At 49.8% G+C, this 20079-nt stretch carries 20 protein-coding genes, 3 tRNA genes and 2 pseudogenes; 11 read left to right on the plus strand and 14 right to left on the minus strand.

Annotated features, from left to right (window positions below):
- Both CZ203_RS14970 and metA read left to right on the plus strand, forming a co-directional pair.
- Positions 1 to 226 (plus strand): hypothetical protein (locus CZ203_RS14970; RefSeq protein WP_207651256.1); only part of this gene is annotated, 226 nt, incomplete at its 5' end.
- Positions 227 to 415: 189 nt separating this feature from the next.
- Positions 416 to 1330, plus strand: coding sequence for a homoserine O-acetyltransferase MetA (gene metA, locus CZ203_RS02290; protein WP_087064488.1), 915 nt, complete (start codon positions 416 to 418; stop codon positions 1328 to 1330).
- Positions 1331 to 1861: 531 nt separating this feature from the next.
- Here metA and CZ203_RS02295 read toward each other — a convergent pair.
- Positions 1862 to 2443, minus strand: coding sequence for a LysE family transporter (locus CZ203_RS02295; RefSeq protein WP_087064490.1), 582 nt, complete (start codon positions 2441 to 2443; stop codon positions 1862 to 1864).
- 436 nt (positions 2444 to 2879) lie between these two features.
- Here CZ203_RS02295 and CZ203_RS02300 point away from each other — a divergent pair, with 436 nt between their 5' ends.
- Positions 2880 to 3422 carry a helix-turn-helix domain-containing protein gene (locus CZ203_RS02300; protein ID WP_407927697.1) on the plus strand — a complete coding sequence of 181 codons (543 nt, stop codon included), beginning with the start codon at positions 2880 to 2882 and terminating at the stop codon, positions 3420 to 3422.
- Between the two features lie 968 nt (positions 3423 to 4390).
- Here CZ203_RS02300 and CZ203_RS02305 read toward each other — a convergent pair.
- The 4 genes from CZ203_RS02305 to CZ203_RS02320 form a co-directional block, all read right to left on the minus strand.
- Complete coding sequence (locus CZ203_RS02305; protein WP_087064494.1) at positions 4391 to 4783, minus strand: hypothetical protein; 393 nt, start codon at positions 4781 to 4783, stop codon at positions 4391 to 4393.
- 251 nt (positions 4784 to 5034) lie between these two features.
- Positions 5035 to 6219 (minus strand): sensor histidine kinase, encoded by a 1185-nt coding sequence (locus CZ203_RS02310; RefSeq protein WP_087064495.1) that lies wholly within the window; start codon positions 6217 to 6219, stop codon positions 5035 to 5037.
- The gene (locus CZ203_RS02315; protein ID WP_087064506.1) at positions 6216 to 6926 is read right to left on the minus strand and encodes a response regulator transcription factor; all 711 of its coding nucleotides are present in this window, start codon (positions 6924 to 6926) and stop codon (positions 6216 to 6218) included. Before CZ203_RS02315 ends, CZ203_RS02310 begins: the two co-directional genes overlap by 4 nt.
- Positions 6927 to 7073: 147 nt before the next feature.
- Entirely contained in the window at positions 7074 to 7598 is a 525-nt protein-coding gene (locus CZ203_RS02320; RefSeq protein ID WP_087064508.1) for a hypothetical protein, read from the minus strand.
- 354 nt (positions 7599 to 7952) lie between these two features.
- Between CZ203_RS02320 and CZ203_RS14860 the strand changes: the two genes are divergently transcribed.
- The gene (locus CZ203_RS14860) at positions 7953 to 8114 is read left to right on the plus strand and encodes a hypothetical protein (protein ID WP_207651257.1); all 162 of its coding nucleotides are present in this window, start codon (positions 7953 to 7955) and stop codon (positions 8112 to 8114) included.
- On the opposite strand, the pseudogene tnpA reads toward CZ203_RS14860, so the two are convergent.
- Positions 8083 to 8553 (minus strand): annotated as a pseudogene (gene tnpA, locus CZ203_RS02325) (IS200/IS605 family transposase). The gene CZ203_RS14860 and the pseudogene tnpA sit on opposite strands and share 32 nt — an antisense overlap.
- Before the next feature lie 217 nt (positions 8554 to 8770).
- The gene (locus CZ203_RS02330) at positions 8771 to 9220 is read right to left on the minus strand and encodes a MerR family transcriptional regulator (protein ID WP_087064509.1); all 450 of its coding nucleotides are present in this window, start codon (positions 9218 to 9220) and stop codon (positions 8771 to 8773) included.
- Between the two features lie 129 nt (positions 9221 to 9349).
- Between CZ203_RS02330 and CZ203_RS02335 the strand changes: the two genes are divergently transcribed.
- The 4 genes from CZ203_RS02335 to CZ203_RS02350 are packed head-to-tail and all read left to right on the plus strand — an operon-like array spanning position 9350 to position 12516.
- Positions 9350 to 10522, plus strand: a complete 1173-nt coding sequence (locus CZ203_RS02335) for an iron-containing alcohol dehydrogenase (protein WP_087064510.1) — start codon at positions 9350 to 9352, stop codon at positions 10520 to 10522.
- A gap of 12 nt (positions 10523 to 10534) precedes the next feature.
- Positions 10535 to 11014, plus strand: a complete 480-nt coding sequence (locus tag CZ203_RS02340; RefSeq protein ID WP_200809414.1) for a flavodoxin — start codon at positions 10535 to 10537, stop codon at positions 11012 to 11014.
- Positions 11015 to 11017: 3 nt separating this feature from the next.
- Complete coding sequence (locus CZ203_RS02345) at positions 11018 to 11734, plus strand: dihydrofolate reductase family protein (RefSeq protein ID WP_087064514.1); 717 nt, start codon at positions 11018 to 11020, stop codon at positions 11732 to 11734.
- A gap of 29 nt (positions 11735 to 11763) precedes the next feature.
- A complete protein-coding gene (locus CZ203_RS02350; protein ID WP_087064516.1) occupies positions 11764 to 12516 on the plus strand; it encodes a carboxymuconolactone decarboxylase family protein in 753 nt (250 codons plus the stop codon).
- Between the two features lie 68 nt (positions 12517 to 12584).
- Here the strand turns inward: CZ203_RS02350 and CZ203_RS14145 are convergent, their stop codons facing one another.
- Positions 12585 to 12938, minus strand: a complete 354-nt coding sequence (locus CZ203_RS14145) for a hypothetical protein (RefSeq protein WP_207651258.1) — start codon at positions 12936 to 12938, stop codon at positions 12585 to 12587.
- Here CZ203_RS14145 and CZ203_RS14150 point away from each other — a divergent pair.
- Positions 12885 to 13184 (plus strand): annotated as a pseudogene (locus CZ203_RS14150) (SDR family oxidoreductase); the annotation flags it as partial. The gene CZ203_RS14145 and the pseudogene CZ203_RS14150 overlap by 54 nt on opposite strands.
- Before the next feature lie 308 nt (positions 13185 to 13492).
- On the opposite strand, the gene CZ203_RS02360 reads toward CZ203_RS14150, so the two are convergent.
- The 6 genes from CZ203_RS02360 to CZ203_RS02385 form a co-directional block, all read right to left on the minus strand.
- Complete coding sequence (locus CZ203_RS02360; protein WP_087064519.1) at positions 13493 to 16540, minus strand: DEAD/DEAH box helicase; 3048 nt, start codon at positions 16538 to 16540, stop codon at positions 13493 to 13495.
- Between the two features lie 171 nt (positions 16541 to 16711).
- Positions 16712 to 16785, minus strand: a tRNA-Cys gene (locus CZ203_RS02365).
- A 3-nt stretch (positions 16786 to 16788) separates the two neighbouring features.
- Positions 16789 to 16864 (minus strand) — tRNA-Gly (locus CZ203_RS02370).
- A gap of 40 nt (positions 16865 to 16904) precedes the next feature.
- A tRNA-Phe gene (locus CZ203_RS02375) sits at positions 16905 to 16980 on the minus strand.
- 113 nt (positions 16981 to 17093) lie between these two features.
- Positions 17094 to 17693 (minus strand): lysine exporter LysO family protein, encoded by a 600-nt coding sequence (locus tag CZ203_RS02380; RefSeq protein ID WP_087064522.1) that lies wholly within the window; start codon positions 17691 to 17693, stop codon positions 17094 to 17096.
- Positions 17690 to 17962, minus strand: coding sequence for a hypothetical protein (locus tag CZ203_RS02385; RefSeq protein WP_087064523.1), 273 nt, complete (start codon positions 17960 to 17962; stop codon positions 17690 to 17692). The genes CZ203_RS02380 and CZ203_RS02385 overlap by 4 nt, the downstream gene beginning before the upstream one ends.
- A 127-nt stretch (positions 17963 to 18089) precedes the next feature.
- On the opposite strand from CZ203_RS02385, the gene CZ203_RS02390 reads away from it, so the two are divergent.
- Together CZ203_RS02390 and CZ203_RS02395 are read left to right on the plus strand one after the other, a co-directional pair.
- A complete protein-coding gene (locus CZ203_RS02390) occupies positions 18090 to 18641 on the plus strand; it encodes a phosphatase PAP2 family protein (RefSeq protein WP_087064525.1) in 552 nt (183 codons plus the stop codon).
- A gap of 27 nt (positions 18642 to 18668) precedes the next feature.
- Positions 18669 to 20060 (plus strand): oligosaccharide flippase family protein, encoded by a 1392-nt coding sequence (locus tag CZ203_RS02395; protein ID WP_087064527.1) that lies wholly within the window; start codon positions 18669 to 18671, stop codon positions 20058 to 20060.
- Positions 20061 to 20079: the final 19 nt, after the last annotated feature.

The raw sequence follows: 20079 nt of genomic DNA on the forward strand, positions 1-20079 counted from the left end.
TTTTGGTTTGCTTTGCTTTACGTTGTTTAATTTACAAGGTGCAATCTTTTTCAGCCTTTCCAGCGCTTTTCTTCACCGGAGCAGCTTATTTAGTATAGCACTCAGCAGGCCGCTTGTCAAGGGCTTTTTTCAAGGCCTTTTCCACTTGCCGGCTGGCGCCGCGCCGCCTCACCGAAGCAGCTTGATTAGTATACCACCCGACCCAAGCTTTGTCAACAACTTTTGACCTTATCTTTCAGGTTCACAAGCGATGCCCTTCCGGGCGCCACTGTTCCCCCTTGCAGGTGGTGTTTTTATATTTTATCCGCTTTCCGCCCGTTTGTCAACCTCTTTTTCCTTTCTCCTTGCCCCTTTTTCCCTTCTGTGCTATAATAATCGGGCAAATGACACCGATTAAAGGAAGGGGGCTATCCCATTGCCTATTAAAATTGCCAACAGCCTGCCTGCGCGCGCCGTCCTTGAAAGCGAAAACATCTTCGTTATGACCGAATACCGCGCCCTCCACCAGGACATACGGCCGCTGCGCCTCGCCATGCTCAACCTCATGCCCACCAAGATCGTCACCGAGACCCAGATCCTCCGCTGCCTGTCCAACACCCCCCTGCAGATCGAGGTCGACCTCATCCAGACCTCCAGCTACACATCCACCCACACGCCGGAGGACCACCTGCTTACCTTTTATAAGACCTTTGACGAGATCCGGGGCAATAAGTACGACGGCTTCATTATCACCGGCGCGCCGGTCGAAAAGATGGCCTTCGAGGACGTCGACTACTGGGCCGAGCTTTGCAGCATCATGGACTGGACCCGCACCAACGTCCATTCCACCCTGCACATCTGCTGGGGCGCGCAGGCCGCGCTTTACCACCATTACGGCATCCCCAAGTACCTGCTCCCCGAAAAAATCTCCGGCGTATTCGGCCACCGCGTCCTGAAGCCCCGCGAAAACCTGTTCCGCGGCTTTGACGACGTGTTCCGCGCGCCGCATTCCCGCCACACCGAGACCCGCGCCGACGACGTGCGCGCCAACCCCGAACTCACCGTGCTCGCCGAGTCCGACGAGGCCGGCCTTTACATCGCCGAGGCGCGGCAAGGGCGGCAGATCTTCGTCATGGGGCACAGCGAGTATGACGCCGATACCCTCAAATCCGAGTATTTCCGCGACCTGGGCAAGGGTATGGACCCCCATATCCCAAGCCATTACTTTACCGACGACGACCCTATGAAGCCACCTGTCGTCTCCTGGCGCTCCCATGGCCAGCTGCTTTATACCAATTGGCTTAACCATTACGTGTACCAGACAACCCCCTACGATTTGGCGCGGATGTAAGTGGAATCAGCCTAGTTTTACGCCATTTTCCCTATTTTATCTGCTTTAATGATCAAAATTATTCCGTTTTTCACATCATTGATCATCTGGTTGAAAACCTTGTGAAAACCGTATCTTACCGTAATTTACCGCTGTTTATCACAAAAATGGTGTACTAATTGGAGTACGGGCATTTATAATTGGAGTACAGAACGATGGTGCTTTAATGATGCATATTGCGCTCGTGCATAGAAAAGACAGGCTGAAGGGCGACCCTAATAGTTTGGAAGTTTGGCGGCAACCGCATGATACAAAAAGTATCATGCGGTTGTTTTTTACGCGTACTCGGGTGACAAGTCGATTTCTCCGATAATTATAGATCAATACGTTGGGCGCGACAGCCGCTACATTTGTCAGGACACAGCTAACTATTGAAACACCTCCTATGCGAAAATGTTCTCATACTAAGATACATTTTACGCTTATTCGGCTTTTACTTGGCTTATTGAGGAAGAAAAATGGGACAACTTTTTACACTGCCCTATTTTTAAATTATAAGAATAATGCAACAGCACAATATACAAGTAAAAGCGCCATAGCTAAATTAACAGCTTTCGTATGTTTAGAGAAATATTTGCAAAAAAATGAACCAAATAAAGCCCAGATAAATGAACCTGACGCGCCGATGACAGCCAGCAATAATGTGAAACCAACTATTGCAACTGTTGAGTGGAAAACAGGAAGGATATAAAGCGTCATGGCGGTGATTGCATAAATATATATTTTCGGATTGACAAATTGTAGGAGCAATCCTGATAAAAAGCTGGCTTCCTTCCCACTGTCTGCGTTTATATGTACAGAGCTTTTCCAAACTTTCCAGGCTAGGTACAGCATATAGACGGCTCCAAGGCTATGCATTATAATTTTAACTTTTGGCAGAGCTGCATACAGCGTCGCACTGAATATTGCACAGATAGACATGACGATGATAAACCCGGCCAGAATACCCATGTTGAAACGCATGCTGCGCCGAAATCCAAGCCGTGCCGCATTGCTCATTGACAGTAAGTTATTTGCCCCAGGTGTATAGGCTGTTATAAAACAGTAAATTAAAAAATCAAATAAATGAAACAATATGATCTCTCCTAATCTAAACGAACGATTGACTATTTTAAAAAAGAAACATGGCGGCTTATAAAGATAATCAGGATAATAATTGGGGGGCTTGCTTATGTATTTCCTTGAAAAATTGGGGGGTAAGACATTCCTTTGCTCAAAATGTTTTTTAATAAAAATTATCCCCTTCCGACCTATAGAATAGAAGAAAAATGTTCTTGTTTCTTTTTGCGGTACTCTCTTTCTTTCTTAAAATGCCCCTCCGGGTATAGTTCAAAGTCAATATTGTGCAACATGCTAACTACCAGAATCATTTTTAATCGCACTTCTCTTTACAAATCCGAGTTCAAACCGTATAATAATACAAAACGAACGTTATATCGCACTGTGCGATATAATAATACATCCTGTTCGTTATATTGTCAATAGAGGGAGGAGAATATTTTTGGATTCGATGAATCAGACTGTTGCAAAAAATATCAGACGGCTTCGAGAAAAGAATAGGCTAAGTATGGATGAACTTTCAAAGCTAAGCGGTGTCAGTAAAAGTATGCTTGCACAAATTGAACGCGGAGAAGGAAACCCCACCATTTCAACCCTGTGGAAAATATCTAACGGAATGAAAGTCCCTTTTGACGCGTTAACCGTTCGAGATAAAATTCCATATGAGATCGTCAAAATATCAGAGTTGCAGCCGTTGTTAGAAGATAAGGGTAAGGTCAAAAACTACTCTATTTTTCCGGATGATGAAAACCGGCGCTTTGCAATTTATTATTTAGAATTAAGCGAAGGCAGCTATTGGGAGTCCGAACCTCACTTAAGTGGAACAACCGAGTTTATAACAATATTTTCTGGAACAATAGAAATTAATGTGGATGGAAATCAATTTATAGTAGGGGTAAGTGATAGCATACGTTTTAAGGCTGACACTGTCCATTCTTATAAAAATATTGGAACTGAAACTGCGGTTCTGCATATGATTTTGTCTAATCCATAAATAGAATATAGAAAATGAGTAGCTGATAACATGGATAATCATCTGTTGGATTTCCCAAGCCTGTCATAAGCCTCGAAAATCAGCAAGCAATCAAACTCGCTGAACAAATTCATACGCTTCCCCAAACCAATTTTAATTTCTTGCATGATGCATGGAAAAATATTGTCGGTTCGGATTACTCTTGGATACATGATTACGGAAGCATTATTGCTGGAATGCCAAAGGTGGCATCTTTTGATAACCATAGCCGTATTACGTTGTGGGTGCATAATGCTTCACGCTGAGCCAACTGTGGATGGGTACTAATTTTGAGCACTCCGCTTATATATAGTTAAGCAAGGCTGACTGTGTAAAGCTTATTTTGGTGGTGTATACCTTTTTGGGGAACCTAAGCCAGGAAAATCTTGCACTATAAATAACTTATCCCCTTACTTATGCCATTAAGAGAAGTGATGGGATAAGATTGACCGTATTTTTAACAGGATAGGCGTTCGACTGTGGAATTTATTTTGCCGCATTCGATGAATGCGCCGGGATACTGGGTGATATATCCCACAAACTTTTGGTGGTTTGCAACGCCATGCCAGCCTCATACGGTCAAGCAGCATACCGTACAGTAACTTAGCATCTGTGGAAACACGATTAAATTTCAGATTTATTATGACTTTAAGTAAATATTTTTAAATTTAAGGTCTTGGTCTTTATCAGGAGCCGCCTACCGCCTATCCCTGTTCCATATTTGTGGGAATGGAAAAGCTAAATAAAGCAAAGATGCTGACATTCCATCATAAGCCATCCCAGCATGAAGAAGTGGCTTTTATTTATGCACCGGGCACTTGTAGCATTTCAGCACCACAAATGGCTGGATAACCATGCTTGTATTAGGTTTTCTGGATAAATACAAGGGGCAGGGTATTGCTAACACCCTGCCCCTGAACCTTTATATTATTATGTGTTCCTACTATTAATTATTTATTCGCGGTAACTACTGTCACACAGCCGGTCTTACCATCCACCATCTTAACACTGTTGCCGTCAGTATTCGCAGGAGTACCAGAAATCACAACATCTTTTAGCGCGCTTTCAGTAACGCTGCCATCCGCGCTGTTTACAAGCAGGACATTGCCTTTGCCAACCTTCCTGTCGGCGGAAAGCGTAACGTTGTATTCAGCAGAGTCATCGCCCGCAACCGGCGTCACGTTACCGGTCTTTCCGTCTACCATCAGGATGCTTCCCGCAGGTGTATTTGTAGCGTCACCAGGGATAACAATCGTATCTGTTGCCACTGCAGCAAAAGCCGGGACAGCCGATACGGCGGCGATCATCAGGGAAGCGAGCGTGGTTTTAATCATTTTGTTCATAATATTTTTCCTCTCTTAACTTACATTTCTTTGTTCATTGTTTCAATTGCCAAACGGCTTTTACCGTAACGTGTCGTGTAAAACGCATGGGGCTTTTGTCGGTATAACGAACCCGCTGTGCGTCCTGCGCATTCCTTTTAAAGCCTCCTTTCCTTGTTTCTATTAACAGTATAGCAAGCCCTTAATAAAGAACTGGTTAAGAAATACGCATTTTTTGAATTTTTAGCTGAAAAAAATCCACGTAGCTGCGGCTACGTGGATTTTGTAAACCATGAGGGAACCGTATCCATCGGGATTACCGGCAGCGTTACCGTAAAGGCCGTTTCCCCATTGCAGCTGCGGGCAGAAACACTGCCCCCATGCCTATGGACAATTTCAGAAACGATAGCCAGACCGAGCCCTGCGCCTTCCGCCCCTGCACGGGAACCGTCCACACGGTAAAAGGGCTTAAAAATATCATCCAGCTTATCAGTTGGTATGCCAATACCGTTGTCCCGGATGGTAACGGCATATCGTTTCCCATCAGACTGTGCAGATATATCAATTGTCCCACCCGTAATACTATATTTCACCGCGTTTTCAACCAGATTGGAAAAAGCGCGGGTTAGCATCACACTATTTGCGACAGTGCGGAAACCGCATGGATGATGGATCGCTACCAGGCCTTTTTCGTGGATACGGGATGCCAGTTCCGCGATGATCCCAGCAAACATTTTGTCAAAATCCACGGTATCGTTAAAGTCGTAACCGCGCTGCGCCGTCATTGCAAAAAGGTTGTCTACCAGCTTGGCCATGCGCCTCGTCTGACGCTCCATCACGCAAATTGTTTTTTCATAAGCTTCCTGGCCGGGGCATGCGTCAAGGCGTAACACATCGAGATTTGTTTTCATAACTGCAAGCGGTGTTTTCAGTTCATGCGCGGCGTCGGAAGAAAACCTCTTTTGGTCGGAAAAAGCTTTATCGAGCCGCGCCAGCATGCGGTTAAAGGAAACCGCCAAACTGCCGATCTCGTCATGGGGGAAAGAGCCCTCAATCCGTTGGGAAAGCTCGTTCTCTGTCATCCCATCGATTTCATTGCTAAAAATACGAAGCGGTTTCAGCGCCCGGCCAAGCAAAAAATAGGTTGAAAACCCGCCTCCGCAAATAACCGCAGCCATCATCCAGAGGCTAAGGGCATTAAAATCTGCGCGAGCCTTGGCGACTAATACGGAACCTGCATCGCCGTCAGGAAATGTGTCCGGCACCATATACAGTTCAGGCGCGCTATTGGATGAGTCAGTCGTTTTCCCCTCCCCGTTTGGTAAATTGCTTGTGAGCGGGATCACAAAAGCCTGGTTGGCATTAAAAATGGCCAGTGCAGTCAGTAGCGTACAGACACAGGTGAGCAATATAACAACATAAAGCGTTAAACGGACGCGGATCGGAAGCCGGTTCAAGATTTGACCCCGCTTTGGCTGGATGCGCGTTGTTCTTGTGTTTGGATACAATACCCAGCGCCCCGCACATTTATAATAATTTCCTGCCTGCTGAACGCCCCCAGTTTTTTCCGCAACGCGCTTACATGCACTTTAACGGCATTGGAAAAAAAGCTATCGTCACTGTCCCATACATGTTCGATAAGCTCTTCTGTGCTAACCACCCTGCCACGATTGAGCAGCAAGTATTCAAGTATCGCAAATTCCTTCGGCGTCAGGGCAATGGGATCGTTTTGCTCTGTGCAAACAGTATGCTTCAATGTATCAAATCGGAAGCAGCCAAAACACAGGATGGTATTATTCTGCATGAACTCCCGGCGCAGCAAAGAACGGATCCGGGCTTCCAGTTCGCCAAAGTCAAAGGGCTTTACAAGGTAATCGTTTGCGCCCAAATCCAGCCCCTCTATCCGTTGCCCATAGTCGCTGCGGGCAGACAGGATCAATACTTTTTGCTGGAGGTCATGTTCGCGTATTTTTTTAAGCAAAGCGAGCCCATCCATGCCAGGCAAATTTAAATCCAGCAGTATCAGGTCGTAATGGTTGACAAACGCAAGTTCATATCCTTCGTTGCCGTCTGATGCCGCATCTATTAAATAGCCTTTTTTCGTGAGCCCCTCGCAAAGTGCGTTGCGCAGGTCGCCCTCGTCTTCAACAATCAATAACTTCATAAATGACCCCTTCTTCGCATCCAATGTAGCGGTGGCTGTGTATTAAAAAGTATTATATGCAATTTTGCGGGAAAGTTCAAATCCGCACTATTGTTATCATATCGATAGGCCAAATCTGGGCATAGTTGCCCATCTAGCGGGATACTTTTATTCTGCTGGCAGCACCAGTATGAAAGCGTATGTCTCTCCATCCGACTTCAAGGATATTAATAACCGTTCTCCTTCCTTTAACTCGTTTAAGCGGTACTCATTTCCCAACATATCGCCAATGTCCAAATCATCAGGGATCGTGAGCGTCCTGCTTTCTCCCGTATATTCAAAATCGATATCAGGTAGCTTGATGGATGCCTCGTCACTAGGGGATGGCACATCGCCATGCCCTGTTTCCGCCTCGTCTTTTTCGGTATCTTCTAGAAATACAATCTCAGGTGACGGCTGCCCTGCATTAGATTCCCCCGGATTTTCCGCCTCAAGATAATACTGCGGTGTTTTAGAGATGTTGAGCGTCAGCTGATTGCCCTCCACAGCGGCTACGCTTCCAAAAATCAAGGCGTCATCGGGAGATGTCATATCCTTGAGCTGCCTTTCATGCGCAGGGGCAGAACCGGCGGCGCACGCTGCGAGGGATGCTACGAGCAAGCCCGCGAGGATGGTTACTATCGGCTTTTTCATGAGATGTAATTCCTTTCTTTGATGAAACTTGGGTTGATGCATATTGTATAGGCTTAGTCATCATTATAGTATCAATGAAATTAAGATACGGTTAAGATGAATTTCTGCATCCTAAAATGAAACACCCTGCTAAAGCAAAAACAGCCCCTCCAGCCTATGATGGCCGGAGGGGCTGTTAATGTATATACGGAAACAGATAGACCCGATGAGCGGCAATATCTCGAGCGGAAAGACTTCCCATCCAGCTAGGCCGCAGCCGGTGCCGACCCAGCGCGTGACGATGCACTACAGTATGTGGCCAGGATCGGCGGCAGGACGAAGGCTGTCTGGCGACGTGAGGATGGGACTTGGTTTGTGGAGATGAGAGAATTACTAACATCTGCCCGTGCAAATAGCTCCTGGAGTAAGGTGGAATTACTTAAAGCAAATTCAAAACCTATTTCAAGGTCATTCGACAGCCATATATCAAAAGCGCCTGGTGCATTTAATGCTGTTTCAACCAATGCTTATCTTTGAGGATCAGCTTGTCTGCAATCCGGTCTTCTTTGAGTTGGTTTTGAATGACTCTGCTATTGTTTTCGCATTCTTATCCGCAGTATCAACGTAGTACCTCCCCCCCCCCCCCGGCACCAAAATTGCCGGTTTCCATATTTGTAGTTTTAGTTCGCATGCCGCACGAAAATGATCAAGCTGCTTTTTCCTTTAAGAACTCCAACGAAACTGGAAACGCTCATTTTGAGTGGAATTTCCGAGAGCATGTGAATGTGATCCAGGCATACTTCTTCCTCTATCATGGTGATTTGCTTCCAATTGTATAGTTCCCCCGCAATATCTTTCCTATCTCTGATCTGTTTTCCCCATAAAATACCTTACCGTGGTACTTCGAGGCAAAGACGATATGATATTTGCAGTTCCAACTTGTATGTGCTAAACTATTTGTGTCATTGGTATTCACGTCTGATGTCCTCCTTTTGATACTTTAGTGCAGTTGGCAGACCGCATCTTTATTGTATCAAAAGGAGCTTTTTCATATGGAACGCTAAAGCTTTTGGGAACTCCCCGGCACAGCCGGGCGTTTTCAAGTACAAAAAGCCACGGGATATCTCGGTATCCTGTGGCTTTTCTGTTTGCTACCTGTCGCAGATGGGTGAAGTACGTATTAGGATTTGCCTTTAACCCAGCGTCCGCGCTTTTGCCTTCGCTTTTCTGAATTCGGCAGGGATATCTTCCTCGGACAGGGTATCATGGATGCTGCAAGATCCCGCTTCCTTGGCGGTTTCATAATACCAGCATTTATAGTCCAACATCGCGAGCGTTTCCTGCATTTGGGCAATTTGTTCCTGTACAATTGCCCTCTGCTTTTTTATAAGCTCCAGGCGCAGGTCAATCGTGCCGTCACCCTGCATACACCAATCCATAAACAGTTTGATTTCCTTGATCGGCAGGCCTGCTTTTTTTAGGCACTCAATAATAGACAGCCAAGAAAAGTCTTTTTCCTGAAACATACGAATGCCGCCGCTGGAACGCTCCACAAAAGGCAAAAGGCCTTCCTTATCATAATATCGCAATGTAGATGGCGCCACGTGAAGTTTCTCGGCCATTTCCCCCACAGTATAAAACATGATGATCCCCATCCTAAATTTTTTCAGTTTAGGCATTGACTTAAACCTAACTTCAAGTTGTATAGTTTAATTAAGCTTATAAGGAAGTCTAGCATGCGAAAAAAACAAAGTCAATATGGAGGATACAAAATGGATTTTAATGTGTACCTGCCCACACGGGTTTTATTTGGTGCAGGACGGTTAAACGGCCTGCATACGCAAAGCCTGCCCGGGCACAAGGCAATGGTGGTCATTTCAGACGGCAAATCTGCCCGCGCAAACGGTGCGCTGACGCGCACGGAAGAACAACTGCATATGGCGGGTGTGGAAACGGTACTATTTGACAAAGTGGGCGCGAACCCGCTTAAAACGGTTGTCGAAGAAGGCGCTGCTTTCGCACGGGCAAACGCCTGTGATTTTGTAGTTGCATTGGGCGGCGGAAGTGTAATGGACGCTGCCAAGGTTATGGCCATGTATGCGCCGCAGCCCGGCGAGCTATGGGATTATGTGGCGGGTGCAACAGGAAAAAACAAGCCCCTTGCCCACGCCCCCCTACCGGTCGTTGCGATTACCACCACAGCAGGGACCGGATCGGAAGTCGACCAATGGGGTGTTGTTACCAATCCGGAAACCCATGAGAAAATCGGTTGCGGGGGCATGGACAGCCTGTTCCCGGTGCTGGCTGTGGTCGATGCGGAACTGATGACGACCGTGCCTCCTAAGCTTACGGCTTATCAAGGTTTTGATACGCTGTTCCATGCGGTGGAAGGTTATATTTCTGCTTTTGCAAACCCTATGAGCGATATGGTGCAAGCCGCCTCCATCACACGGGTGGGCAAGTATTTGGCGCGCGCCGTGCACAAAGGGGATGACATGGAAGCACGCGAGAATATGGCGTTTGCAAATACGTTATCCGGCTGGTCGATGGTGACCGGCTCCTGCACCAGCGAGCATTCCATGGAACACGCCCTGAGCGCTTATCATCCCGGGCTTCCCCATGGCGCCGGCCTGATTATGATTTCAAAAGCGTACTTTACCCATTTTATTAACAAACACGCCTGCGATGGCCGGTTCGTGGAGTTGGCGCAAATGCTCGGTATGACGGAGGCCAAAGAGCCGATGGACTTCATCAAGGCGCTGGGCAAGCTGCAAAAAGACTGTGGTGTGGACAACTTGAAGATGAGCGATTACGGCATCAAAAAGGAAGAATGTATGCTGCTGGCGCAGAATGCCCGCGCAACTATGGGAGGCTTGTTTGCCTGCGACCGCGTGCCGCTGACGGATGAGGAATGTGCGGCAATCTATGAAAAATCCTATTGCTAAGGAGATGGAATTGTGAAAACCCTAGTACTCTATTATTCCTATGGCGGAAACACGCGTAGCGTTGCCCAGCGTATTGGGCAGGCTCTTGGCTGCGATATAGCTGAAATTCTAACGGCAACACCTTATACCGGCAGTTACGACGCAATTGTAAGCCAGGGGCAACGAGAAGTGGATACTGGATATGAGCCGCCCATCCAAATGCTGAACAAAAACGTAAAAGATTATGATACGGTAATTTTAGGAACGCCTGTGTGGTGGTATACCTCTGCGCCGGCTGTAAAAACAGCCTTATCCACTTATGACTGGCATGGTAAGACGGTCTATCCTTTTGCCACCAACGGCGGGTGGATCGGCCACACGTTCCGGGATATTGAGAAAGCCTGTACAGGGGCAACGGTCAAAAAAGGATTGGATATCCGCTTCAGCGAAGATCAAATGCTGACGCCGGCGGCAGATATTGACCGCTGGGTCCAGCGGGTCAAGGAGGATTGAAGCATGGAAAGGCCTTATATCTTTTGCCATATGATGACCTCGCTGGACGGGAAAATCATGGGGAATTATATGGACGCACCGGAAAGCGGCTCTGCCGGGGATGCCTTCTACAATATCGCCTTTGGCAAAGAACAGAACTATCATCATCAGGGCTGGCTGTCCGGTAGGGTAACCACGGATGATAATTTTACACTATATCGCAAGCCTGCATTGGATGGGAACGCACCCAGTGTGCCCGATGGCGATTTTGTCGCGGAAAAAGCGCCCATGTACTATGTTTCGATTGACCCATCCGGCAGGCTTGGATGGGAAAGCAATTCCCTGACCTATGTCGATACCACCGCCCATGTGCTGGAAGTGTTATCGGGGCAGGCGTCCAATGCATACAAAGCGTTTTTGCGCAAGCTAGGGATTTCCTATATCATCGCCGGAACGGAAACTTTGGACTATAGCGTAGCGCTTTCCAAGCTCAAAAAGCTATTTGGCATTGAAACTTTGATGCTGGGCGGGGGCGGGGTGCTGAACTGGTCTTTTATCCAAGCGGGGATGTGTGACGAAGTGAGCGTTGTGGTTGCGCCGTGTGCGGATGGTTCCACTGAAACGCCTACATTATTTCAGGCAAAAGACGGATTAAGTACAGATACGCCGGTCGGATTCACGTTAAAAAGCGCGGATGTACTGGATGGAAGTGCGGTGTGGCTGCGTTATCTGGTCAAGTGACCGCCGTGAAATATATAGGAGGATATAAGATGGATAAACAGACAGCGGGCAAGGATGCCTTAGGGGGATTCGCCCCTGAATTCGCAGCGCTTAATGATGACGTGCTGTTTGGAGAGGTTTGGAGCCGCGAAGTTCAACTTTCGCTACGTGACCGGAGCCTGATTACCGTAACGGCACTTATGAGCATGGGGCTTGTGGATTCCTCGTTCCAGTATCACCTGGCAACCGCCAAAAAGAATGGGGTCACAAAATCGGAGATCGCAGAGGCCTTGACACACCTTGCCTTTTACGCCGGATGGCCCAAGGCGTGGGCAGCCTTCCGCATGGCAAAAGAGGTTTGGTTGGAAGAAGGCAATACTGGGACTAGTGACAAAGCAGAATACGAAAAGGGGCTGCCCTTCCCTATCGGGCAACCGAACGACGCGTTTGCACAGTATTTTGTTGGGCAAAGTTACTTGGCGCCGCTTTCCACCTCCCAGGTGGGGATTTTTAACGTGACCTTCGAACCGGGGTGCCGCAACAATTGGCATACGCACCACGCAAAGAGCGGAGGCGGCCAGATTCTAGCCTGTATCGGTGGACGCGGTTATTATCAGGAATGGGGCAAACCTGCGCGGGTGCTAACCCCCGGTGATATTGTTAATATCCCAGCAGGAGTCAAGCACTGGCATGGAGCGGCACCGGATAGCTGGTTTTCCCATCTCGCGGTCGAAGTTCCTGGTGAAGCGGCCACAAATGAGTGGCAGGAACCGGTAACAGATGAAGAATACCAAAATCTATAACTGATACAAAACCTATGCAGGGAAAAAACGCCGCCAAAGGGAAACATTCTTCTTGGCGGCGTTCCTTATTAACCTTCGTACAACTCCTTAACCGCTACAATGAATCTTTTGGTAGCGGCGGTCGGCGCATTTGCATAAATCAGCCCATATGGCATCGTGTAGTTTGTTTCCAGCGGGATCGTCACAAGGTTGGTGTGGATGTCAGCATAGACGAGCTGGATAATCAGCACATAAGGATTGAGTGTATACAGCGTAAAGGTATCCACCCCATAATACCCGGAATCAACAATTTGCGCGGTCGGATATTTCGCCGTCACCTTTGCTTGGAACGCATCTATTTCAGCAGATACGTTTTGAATGGGCATAACAATGTAAAGCGCGTCATGGTGGAAGCCGTCCGGTGGGGTAAAAAAGTCGCGCATATCATTTCCATCTCCCCCGGCATAATTGTGACGCCGTTGGCTCTTGACGATTTTAACGGTCCGCGTGAGAATTTCTATAAGAATATGTTCGCAAAATGTCCTGCAGGACGTCCTTGTACGGCTGACGAGGTGGCAAACGTCGCGGAACTACTGATGGGCGGCAAAGGCGCTTTTATTACAGGGGCAGATTTTCTGATCGATGGCGGTGCAACCGCAAGTTTCTTTTACGGTTCGCTGAAACCGTAGGAATTAAATGCTAGGAAGATTGATATACCTCGATGCTTGACGCCCTACGCCGGGAGTCGGACTAACTTAGCGCTTTCATCAAACAAAGCCATGTTTACAAAGGTTTCAACCTATGAATGTAAGCAGCACCGTACAACTGCGATATAAATTATTAGCTGCTGTTTGGCCACCCTTTGCTATTCAAAATTAAAGAAGCCGCCCCATAAACAGGGCGGCAACTCCATAAAAGGTGTGTCAATGACATTGTAGCGCAAGGCAACTGCATATCTTGTCGTATCCGGTCGTATTTGCTTTCTTTAAATCACTGTTTATAGCACATCAGCCTCCAACCGGTCGCACAAGGTATCGGCAAAACGGACGGTATGCCAAAGGCTGCGATCCCCAATTACGGCCAGCCGGTATTTTGCACGTGTGACCGCGACGTTTAATATATTTGGCTTTTGGCCAACCCAGTCGGCAGCCAGCTTGCCTTGCCCTCCATCGCATCCCAGCACCAAAATCACTTCGTCCGCTTCTTTCCCTTGGAACGTATGCACCGTCCCGCAAGAAGCATCCAACCATGCGTGCACGTCTTTTTCCTGCCCCTCCGGCAGCAACGGTTTCAGGCAGGCTGTAAGCTGTGCTTTCAAGGAACGGATTACCGTTTTAAACGGTGAAATCACAAACACATCCGGGAGCCTGCCCGTCCGTGTCACTGCATTGGCGATGATTTCACACACTTTGTCATTTTGCGCCTGTACGGTATGGTCTTTGCCCCCGTTTTCCGCCCCTCTAATATCAAGCCAGACGGAATGCTGGAACAACAGGCCGTCCGCCGTTTCCGGCGCCCTGGATTTGCAGAACATCCGGTTGTTATAAGCGATCTCGTTGGAGATGGAGAACATCGGGTCAATACACCTGCGGTGCATCACCAGCGGGCATCCAAGCCATAAGGCTTCCCCGTTGCAGATGCGCTCCCCGCCATACGGATTGATGGCGTCAGCGAGGTTCTGCACCGAGAGCGATGGCACGCGGTACGCCCCAGGGATCTCATACTCGTCGGCAAAACGCTTCGCCAGTTCCCGTGGGATCGTGACCACAGGCTCCACTTGCAGCGGGTCGCCGACGACAACGGCGCGCTGCGTACGGAGTACCGCCCCCAGCGCGGATTGCGGCACCGCCTGCCCCGCTTCATCAATGATGAGCAAGCCGAGTTCACGCGGAGAAACGCCTTCCAGAAAGGCCTGCACCGAAGCAAAGGTCGTCGAAATGACAGGCACAATCAAAAACAGCGTGTTGAGCAGCGCCGCATAGCTTGCTGCCTTGTCGCGCAGGGTAAACTTCCCGTCCCAAAGGCTGTTCAGGCGGTACAAGTTCTTTTCTACCGGTTCGCAGTTCAGGACAAACGCTTTATGGAGCTGCAGCGCCTGATAAAAAAGCGCTTCGCGCAGCGCGTCGTATTCGCGGTTTGTCCAGGGGCAGGCTTCCTGGGAGGCTGCGTTGCCCGCAATCCCCTCCCAAAAAGCTTCATCCGCATAATTTTCCCCAAACAGCACGCGGTCTTCTTCCAGCGCCTGCCGTTTCTCCGTCCAATCCAGCTCCGTGCGGACCGCCTCGGCTTCCAATGTTTGCAGCTTATGCGTTTCCTGTTCCAACGCAGCCGTTTCCTTTGCGAAAGCGACTTTATGATCCGACAGCGCCATGGATAGCTTCTGTACTTCTTCCCGCGCCTGTTTCAAGCGCGCCAGGACGGGGTCTTTCGGGAAAAGAGCCGGAAGCAGCCGTTTCAGCCATGACAGGGATTTTTTCAGCACCCCGATACTGTCCGTTTGCGCTGCCAGCAAACGTTCCGTGTGCAAACAGTCCTGTTCCGCCCTACGGTAGCTCTCCTGCCGCTGTTCCAGGCAGCTTTGCTGCGCCTGCACCGCCGCCTTGGCCTGCAGGTATGCGCGTTCCACCGGCTCGTATTGCGCCCGGCGCGCCTGCGCTTCCTGAATCTTATTCCGGTAATCTGCAACTGCGCCATATGCTGCTGAAAAATCGCGCCTTGCCTGCTCCCAGGAGGGCTTTGCGCCGCTGAAATGCGTGTGCAAATTGCAGCCCTTATTCCAAAATGCCGCTTCTTTAAAACCCTTGAGGTTGCCCTGTTTGCCAAGCCTTGCCGAAATAAGCCCCCATGCAGGTTCGCCAAGCAACCCGGACGCAACATCAGAGAAATACAGTTCCTTCCCCTTTTGCAGCCCGAATAAGCCGGTCAGCCCGTCGCCGACCGGTTTTGGCAGTTCCTGTGAAATATTCTCCACCGCGCCGTTATTGTTGGACGCGACCAAAATACCGAAACGCGACAAAGCAGGGTCGGGCGCATAAAAATACTTCGAAAACTCATCCGGCGGGTCGGAAAAATCCGTCTTTCGAAATGCGTTTTCCGGTTTTTCATAAGTCGAAAGCAGCGCGGCGCGTTCTACGATATTCGCTGCAATGATTTCCTTAAGCAGCGTGGTCTTCCCGGTGCCCGGCGGGCCGTTTACGGAAAAAACGTCCTGATTGCCGAGCGCGAGGTTAATCGCCAATTGCTGCATCAGCGAAGGGCTGTGCACAGACGGCCACTTCCCCATAGGGAAACGCTCGGCCGTAAGCCAGCTTTTCATGCGCGGCACGTCGACGTCTATGTGTACGCGCGCCGCATCCCCCTCGTTTTGCATTGCCTGCGCAAACCGCGCCACATGCGGCGCGTCCGCCTCCATCACCCGGGCAATATCTTTTAAGTAAAAGCTGCCGAACAGTTCCGTCGACGGGTCGATGGACGGCTCCGGTTCGCCCGGGCGGCGTTTGTAGCGTTTGCGCCGCGCCCAGTAGCAGGGGCGGTGCAACATGCCGTTGTCAAGCCCCAGCTTTTTCATGATCCGCTCCAGGACGCTCGCCAGCGAGCTGATGGAATCAATCGTGCCGCGTTCCATCAGCTCCGTGTCCGCAAGCTCCTGAAAGGTCTTCCATTCGGAAACCGGGAGTGCCACACGGAAATCGCCCTCCGCGAGCATCCGGCACAGCGCCCATACGAACGTGGATACGGCGAACGAACCGGGCACATATGCGCCGTCCTCATCCAGCTTGACCGCGCAAACGCAGGTAAAGGAAGTATCCTTTTCAATCTCGTCCGGCGTGTCAAGCTGCAGCTTCCCGATCAGCGTTTCAATGAGTTCCTGGCAAGAAAGCCGTCCCAGATAGATATCGTAATAGGTTTTATATTGCGGGTCGGGCGGCGTACGCCCCCAAGGCACGCCCCCCTTGGATAAATCAATATCCGTTTTCATATCGACCGGCCACGCCGGGCTGAAAAACTCCAATTGGTACCAATATTGCAGCAGTTTGCGATACATGGCTGATTCCCCTCATACTTTGCGAAAATCGGCTGCCCGGCCGGCGGCAAACCGGCCATATACAGCATGCTTTGACATTATATCACAAATTATAATGCTTTCCCACCTCTTTACCCTTGATTTGCAGATAAGAATATAAAAAGACACGGCACATTGTGCCGTGTCTTTTTATGGAGGTACCACCCAGAATCGAACTGGGGATCAGGGAGTTGCAGTCCCACGCCTTACCGCTTGGCTATGGTACCATATGGAGCGGCTGACGAGGCTCGAACTCGCTACCTCCACCTTGGCAAGGTGGCGCTCTACCAGATGAGCTACAGCCGCATATTGTATGCCGTCCAGCAACGGGAATCACAAAAGGAAATGGTGCCTCCGGGCGGAATCGAACCACCGACACGGGGATTTTCAGTCCCCTGCTCTACCGACTGAGCTACAGAGGCAAATGGTGCATGGCAGGTGTATCGCCTACTGAAATCACTCTCAGCGACGAATGTTATTATATAACAACACCTGCCATATTGTCAAGGCCTTTTCCAATCTTTTTTCCAGCCGCCTAACCAATCTTACAAACCAGGTTGATCAGGACCGGCACGAACGCGGAACACAGCATGCCGTTGATGACCGCGATAAGCGCCACATCCTCACCGCCATACCGGATCAGGACAGGCAGCGTGGTATCCTCGCTCGTCGCCCCTGCAAGCGCGATTGCCGCAAAGGCGTTGGTACGGCGCATAAGGAGGGGGATCAGGCAAAACGCCAGCACCTCGCGCAGCAGGCTGGACAAGAACGCAACCGTCCCGGCCGGCGCGCCCAGCAGTTCCGTCACCATAATCCCGCTTAAACTGTACCAGCCCATCCCGCCCGCAATGGCGGCGCCGGTCTGCAGACTGTGCCCTAGGATCGGCGCGCATGCGAACCCGCCAAGCAGGGAGCCGATGGTGACGCCGATCGGGATTGCAACAACCCTGATATTATACTGCTTGATTTTGCGCAGCATCAGCTTATTTGCACCCACGCTGATGCCGACGGAAAACATCAGGGCATATAAAAGCAGGTCAGACGCAGCGGAGACGCTTTCAGACGCCCCGGCCGGAAGCAACAGCGCGCCGCATAAAATCCCCAGGATCAGTGCGGCGATCGCGGCAATGATCATTGTTTTTTCTCCCCCAAAAAGATTTTAGACAATATGTAAACGGCCAGCACGGCGCCCGCGCCCGGTATGACGGCATACAGGAAGCTGGAAACCCCTGCCGTGCGCAAATCCTGCAAAAACGACGGCCGTGCGCCAAACGATACGCCCATCGTAAAGAGCAGCAGCACCGTAATGGTAATTTGCAGGATGGTGTTGGCGCGCAGCCATTTTACGGGCAGCAGCTTCGCCCCTACCAGCATCCCGAGCAGCATTATGACGGTATAACTCATGCCTGTCCCCAAAAATCTATTGAAGTACCGCGTAAAATCATGTAGAATAGGTTTATTATAGCGGTCTAATTTAATAGTATAATAGATTTTTGCTCCGCTGACAAGAGGCATCTAGTGGGAGGTATTTATGGATACCCTTCTGGCATTGGATCACGCGATCCTATCCTATATCGCACTCCATTTTCAAAACGGCCTATTAACGGCCGTCATGCGTTTCTGTTCCGCGCTCGGTAACCTGGGCGCTGTTTGGATTGTCCTGACGCTTTTCCTGCTGGCGCGCCGCAAAACACGCCGCTGCGGGATCATCATGGCGGCCGCCCTCCTGGCCGGCGTACTGCTCGGCGAGGGGCTGCTCAAGCATCTGATCAGCCGTCCGCGCCCGTTCTTGCAATTTGACGACCTGACGCCGCTCATCCCGCCGCCGCAAAGCTTTTCCTTCCCTTCTGGGCATTCGCTTTCCAGCTTTGCCGCGGCTACGGCGCTTTTTTCCTTTTACCGGAAGCCCGGTATTTGCGCGTTTGCGCTGGCGGCTGCCATCGCATTTTCCCGCCTGTACCTCTGCGTACACTTCCCGACAGACGTATTCGCCGGCCTTATCCTCGGGATTACCGTCGGTTTGGCCGCCTATTTCATCGGGAACCGTGTCCTCGACCGGCTGCATTACGCCAGGCTTCGCTAATTCAGGTATCGCAAAAGGAGATTCTCTATGAATCCGTATAAAAAACTGATGTCCAATACCGCAATCTTCGCAATTGGTACGTTCAGCTCCAAATTACTCGTATTTTTCATGACACGGTATTATACCGCCGTGCTCACCGCGGACGATTTCGGCCTCAGCAATACGATTACCATGGCCAGCAATATCCTGCTGCCGATCGCGTCCGTTACGATTACAGACGCCGTAATCCGTTTCGGCCTGGACAAAAGCAACAATAAGCACGAGGTATTTTCGACCGGGCTTTTCGCGATCCTGATCGGTTTTGTCATAACGCTGCCGTTTGCCCCCCTTGTCAATATGGTCGGGTATTTGGGCGACTACACCGCCCTGATGTACGCCTACGTGTTTGCGGCAAACCTGCAGTCCCTGTGCGGCCAGTGCGTGCGTACGCGCGGCCATGTCAAACTATATGCTTTTGACGGGATTTTCCGCACCATATCGACCATTATATTAAATATCATTTTCCTATCCGCATTCCATCTGGGTATTACGGGCTATGTACTATCCGTCATTTGCGCCAACTTCTTGTCCATCCTGTTCCTGACGGCGATCGACGGACTGTACCGTTTTATCCATATCCGCGCGCTGAACCGCTCCACGATTGTAAATATGCTGCGGTACAGCATCCCCTTGATCCCCAGCAAAATCTGCGTTTATATCTACAGCTCCGCGGACAGTTTTTTTATCCTGTATATGGTCGGCAAGCGCGCCAACGGCCTTTATAACACGGCACATAAAATACCGACGCTGTTAATCCTGGTATCCGGTATTTTTATCGAAGCGATGCAGATATCCGCCTTCAGCAGCGACAACCGCAAGGAACAGGAGAAGTTTTTCACCCGCGTCGGCAACGTCTATCAGGCGCTGATCTTTATGTTTGCATCCGGGATTATTATGACCTCTAAACTCTCCATGTCCATCATCGCCGCCCCCTCTTATTATGAAGGCTGGCGCTTTATCCCCTTGCTGATCTTTGCGTCCGCATTCGCCTGTTTGTCGAACTTCCAGAATATCATCTATGGCGTCGTCAAAAAGAGCGTCAGCTCGCTGACGACGACCCTCTTTGGCGCCGGGATGAATATCTTACTAAACTTCATTTTTGTGCCTAAGTGGGGTGCGAACGGCGCCGCTTTTGCCACCTTGATCTCCTATATCGCCATGTTCCTTGTCCGCGCGGTGCATACAAGGCGCTATCTGGCCGTCCACTGGAATATCCCGCGCTTTTTCGGGACATTCCTCCTTTTATGCCTGCAAAGTGCCCTGATGCTTCATGAAGGCACATTCTGGATCCCGGTGCAGATCCTTTTATTCTTGCTGATTACCCTCATCGGCGCAAAGGATATCCTTGCCGGACTTAGTAAAGTATTGAAAAGAGGATAATTTTTTATTGACATTAACC

The sequence above is a fragment of the Intestinibacillus massiliensis genome, assembly GCF_900155735.1.
In the GTDB taxonomy this organism is placed as follows: Bacteria; Bacillota; Clostridia; order Oscillospirales; family Butyricicoccaceae; genus Intestinibacillus; species Intestinibacillus massiliensis.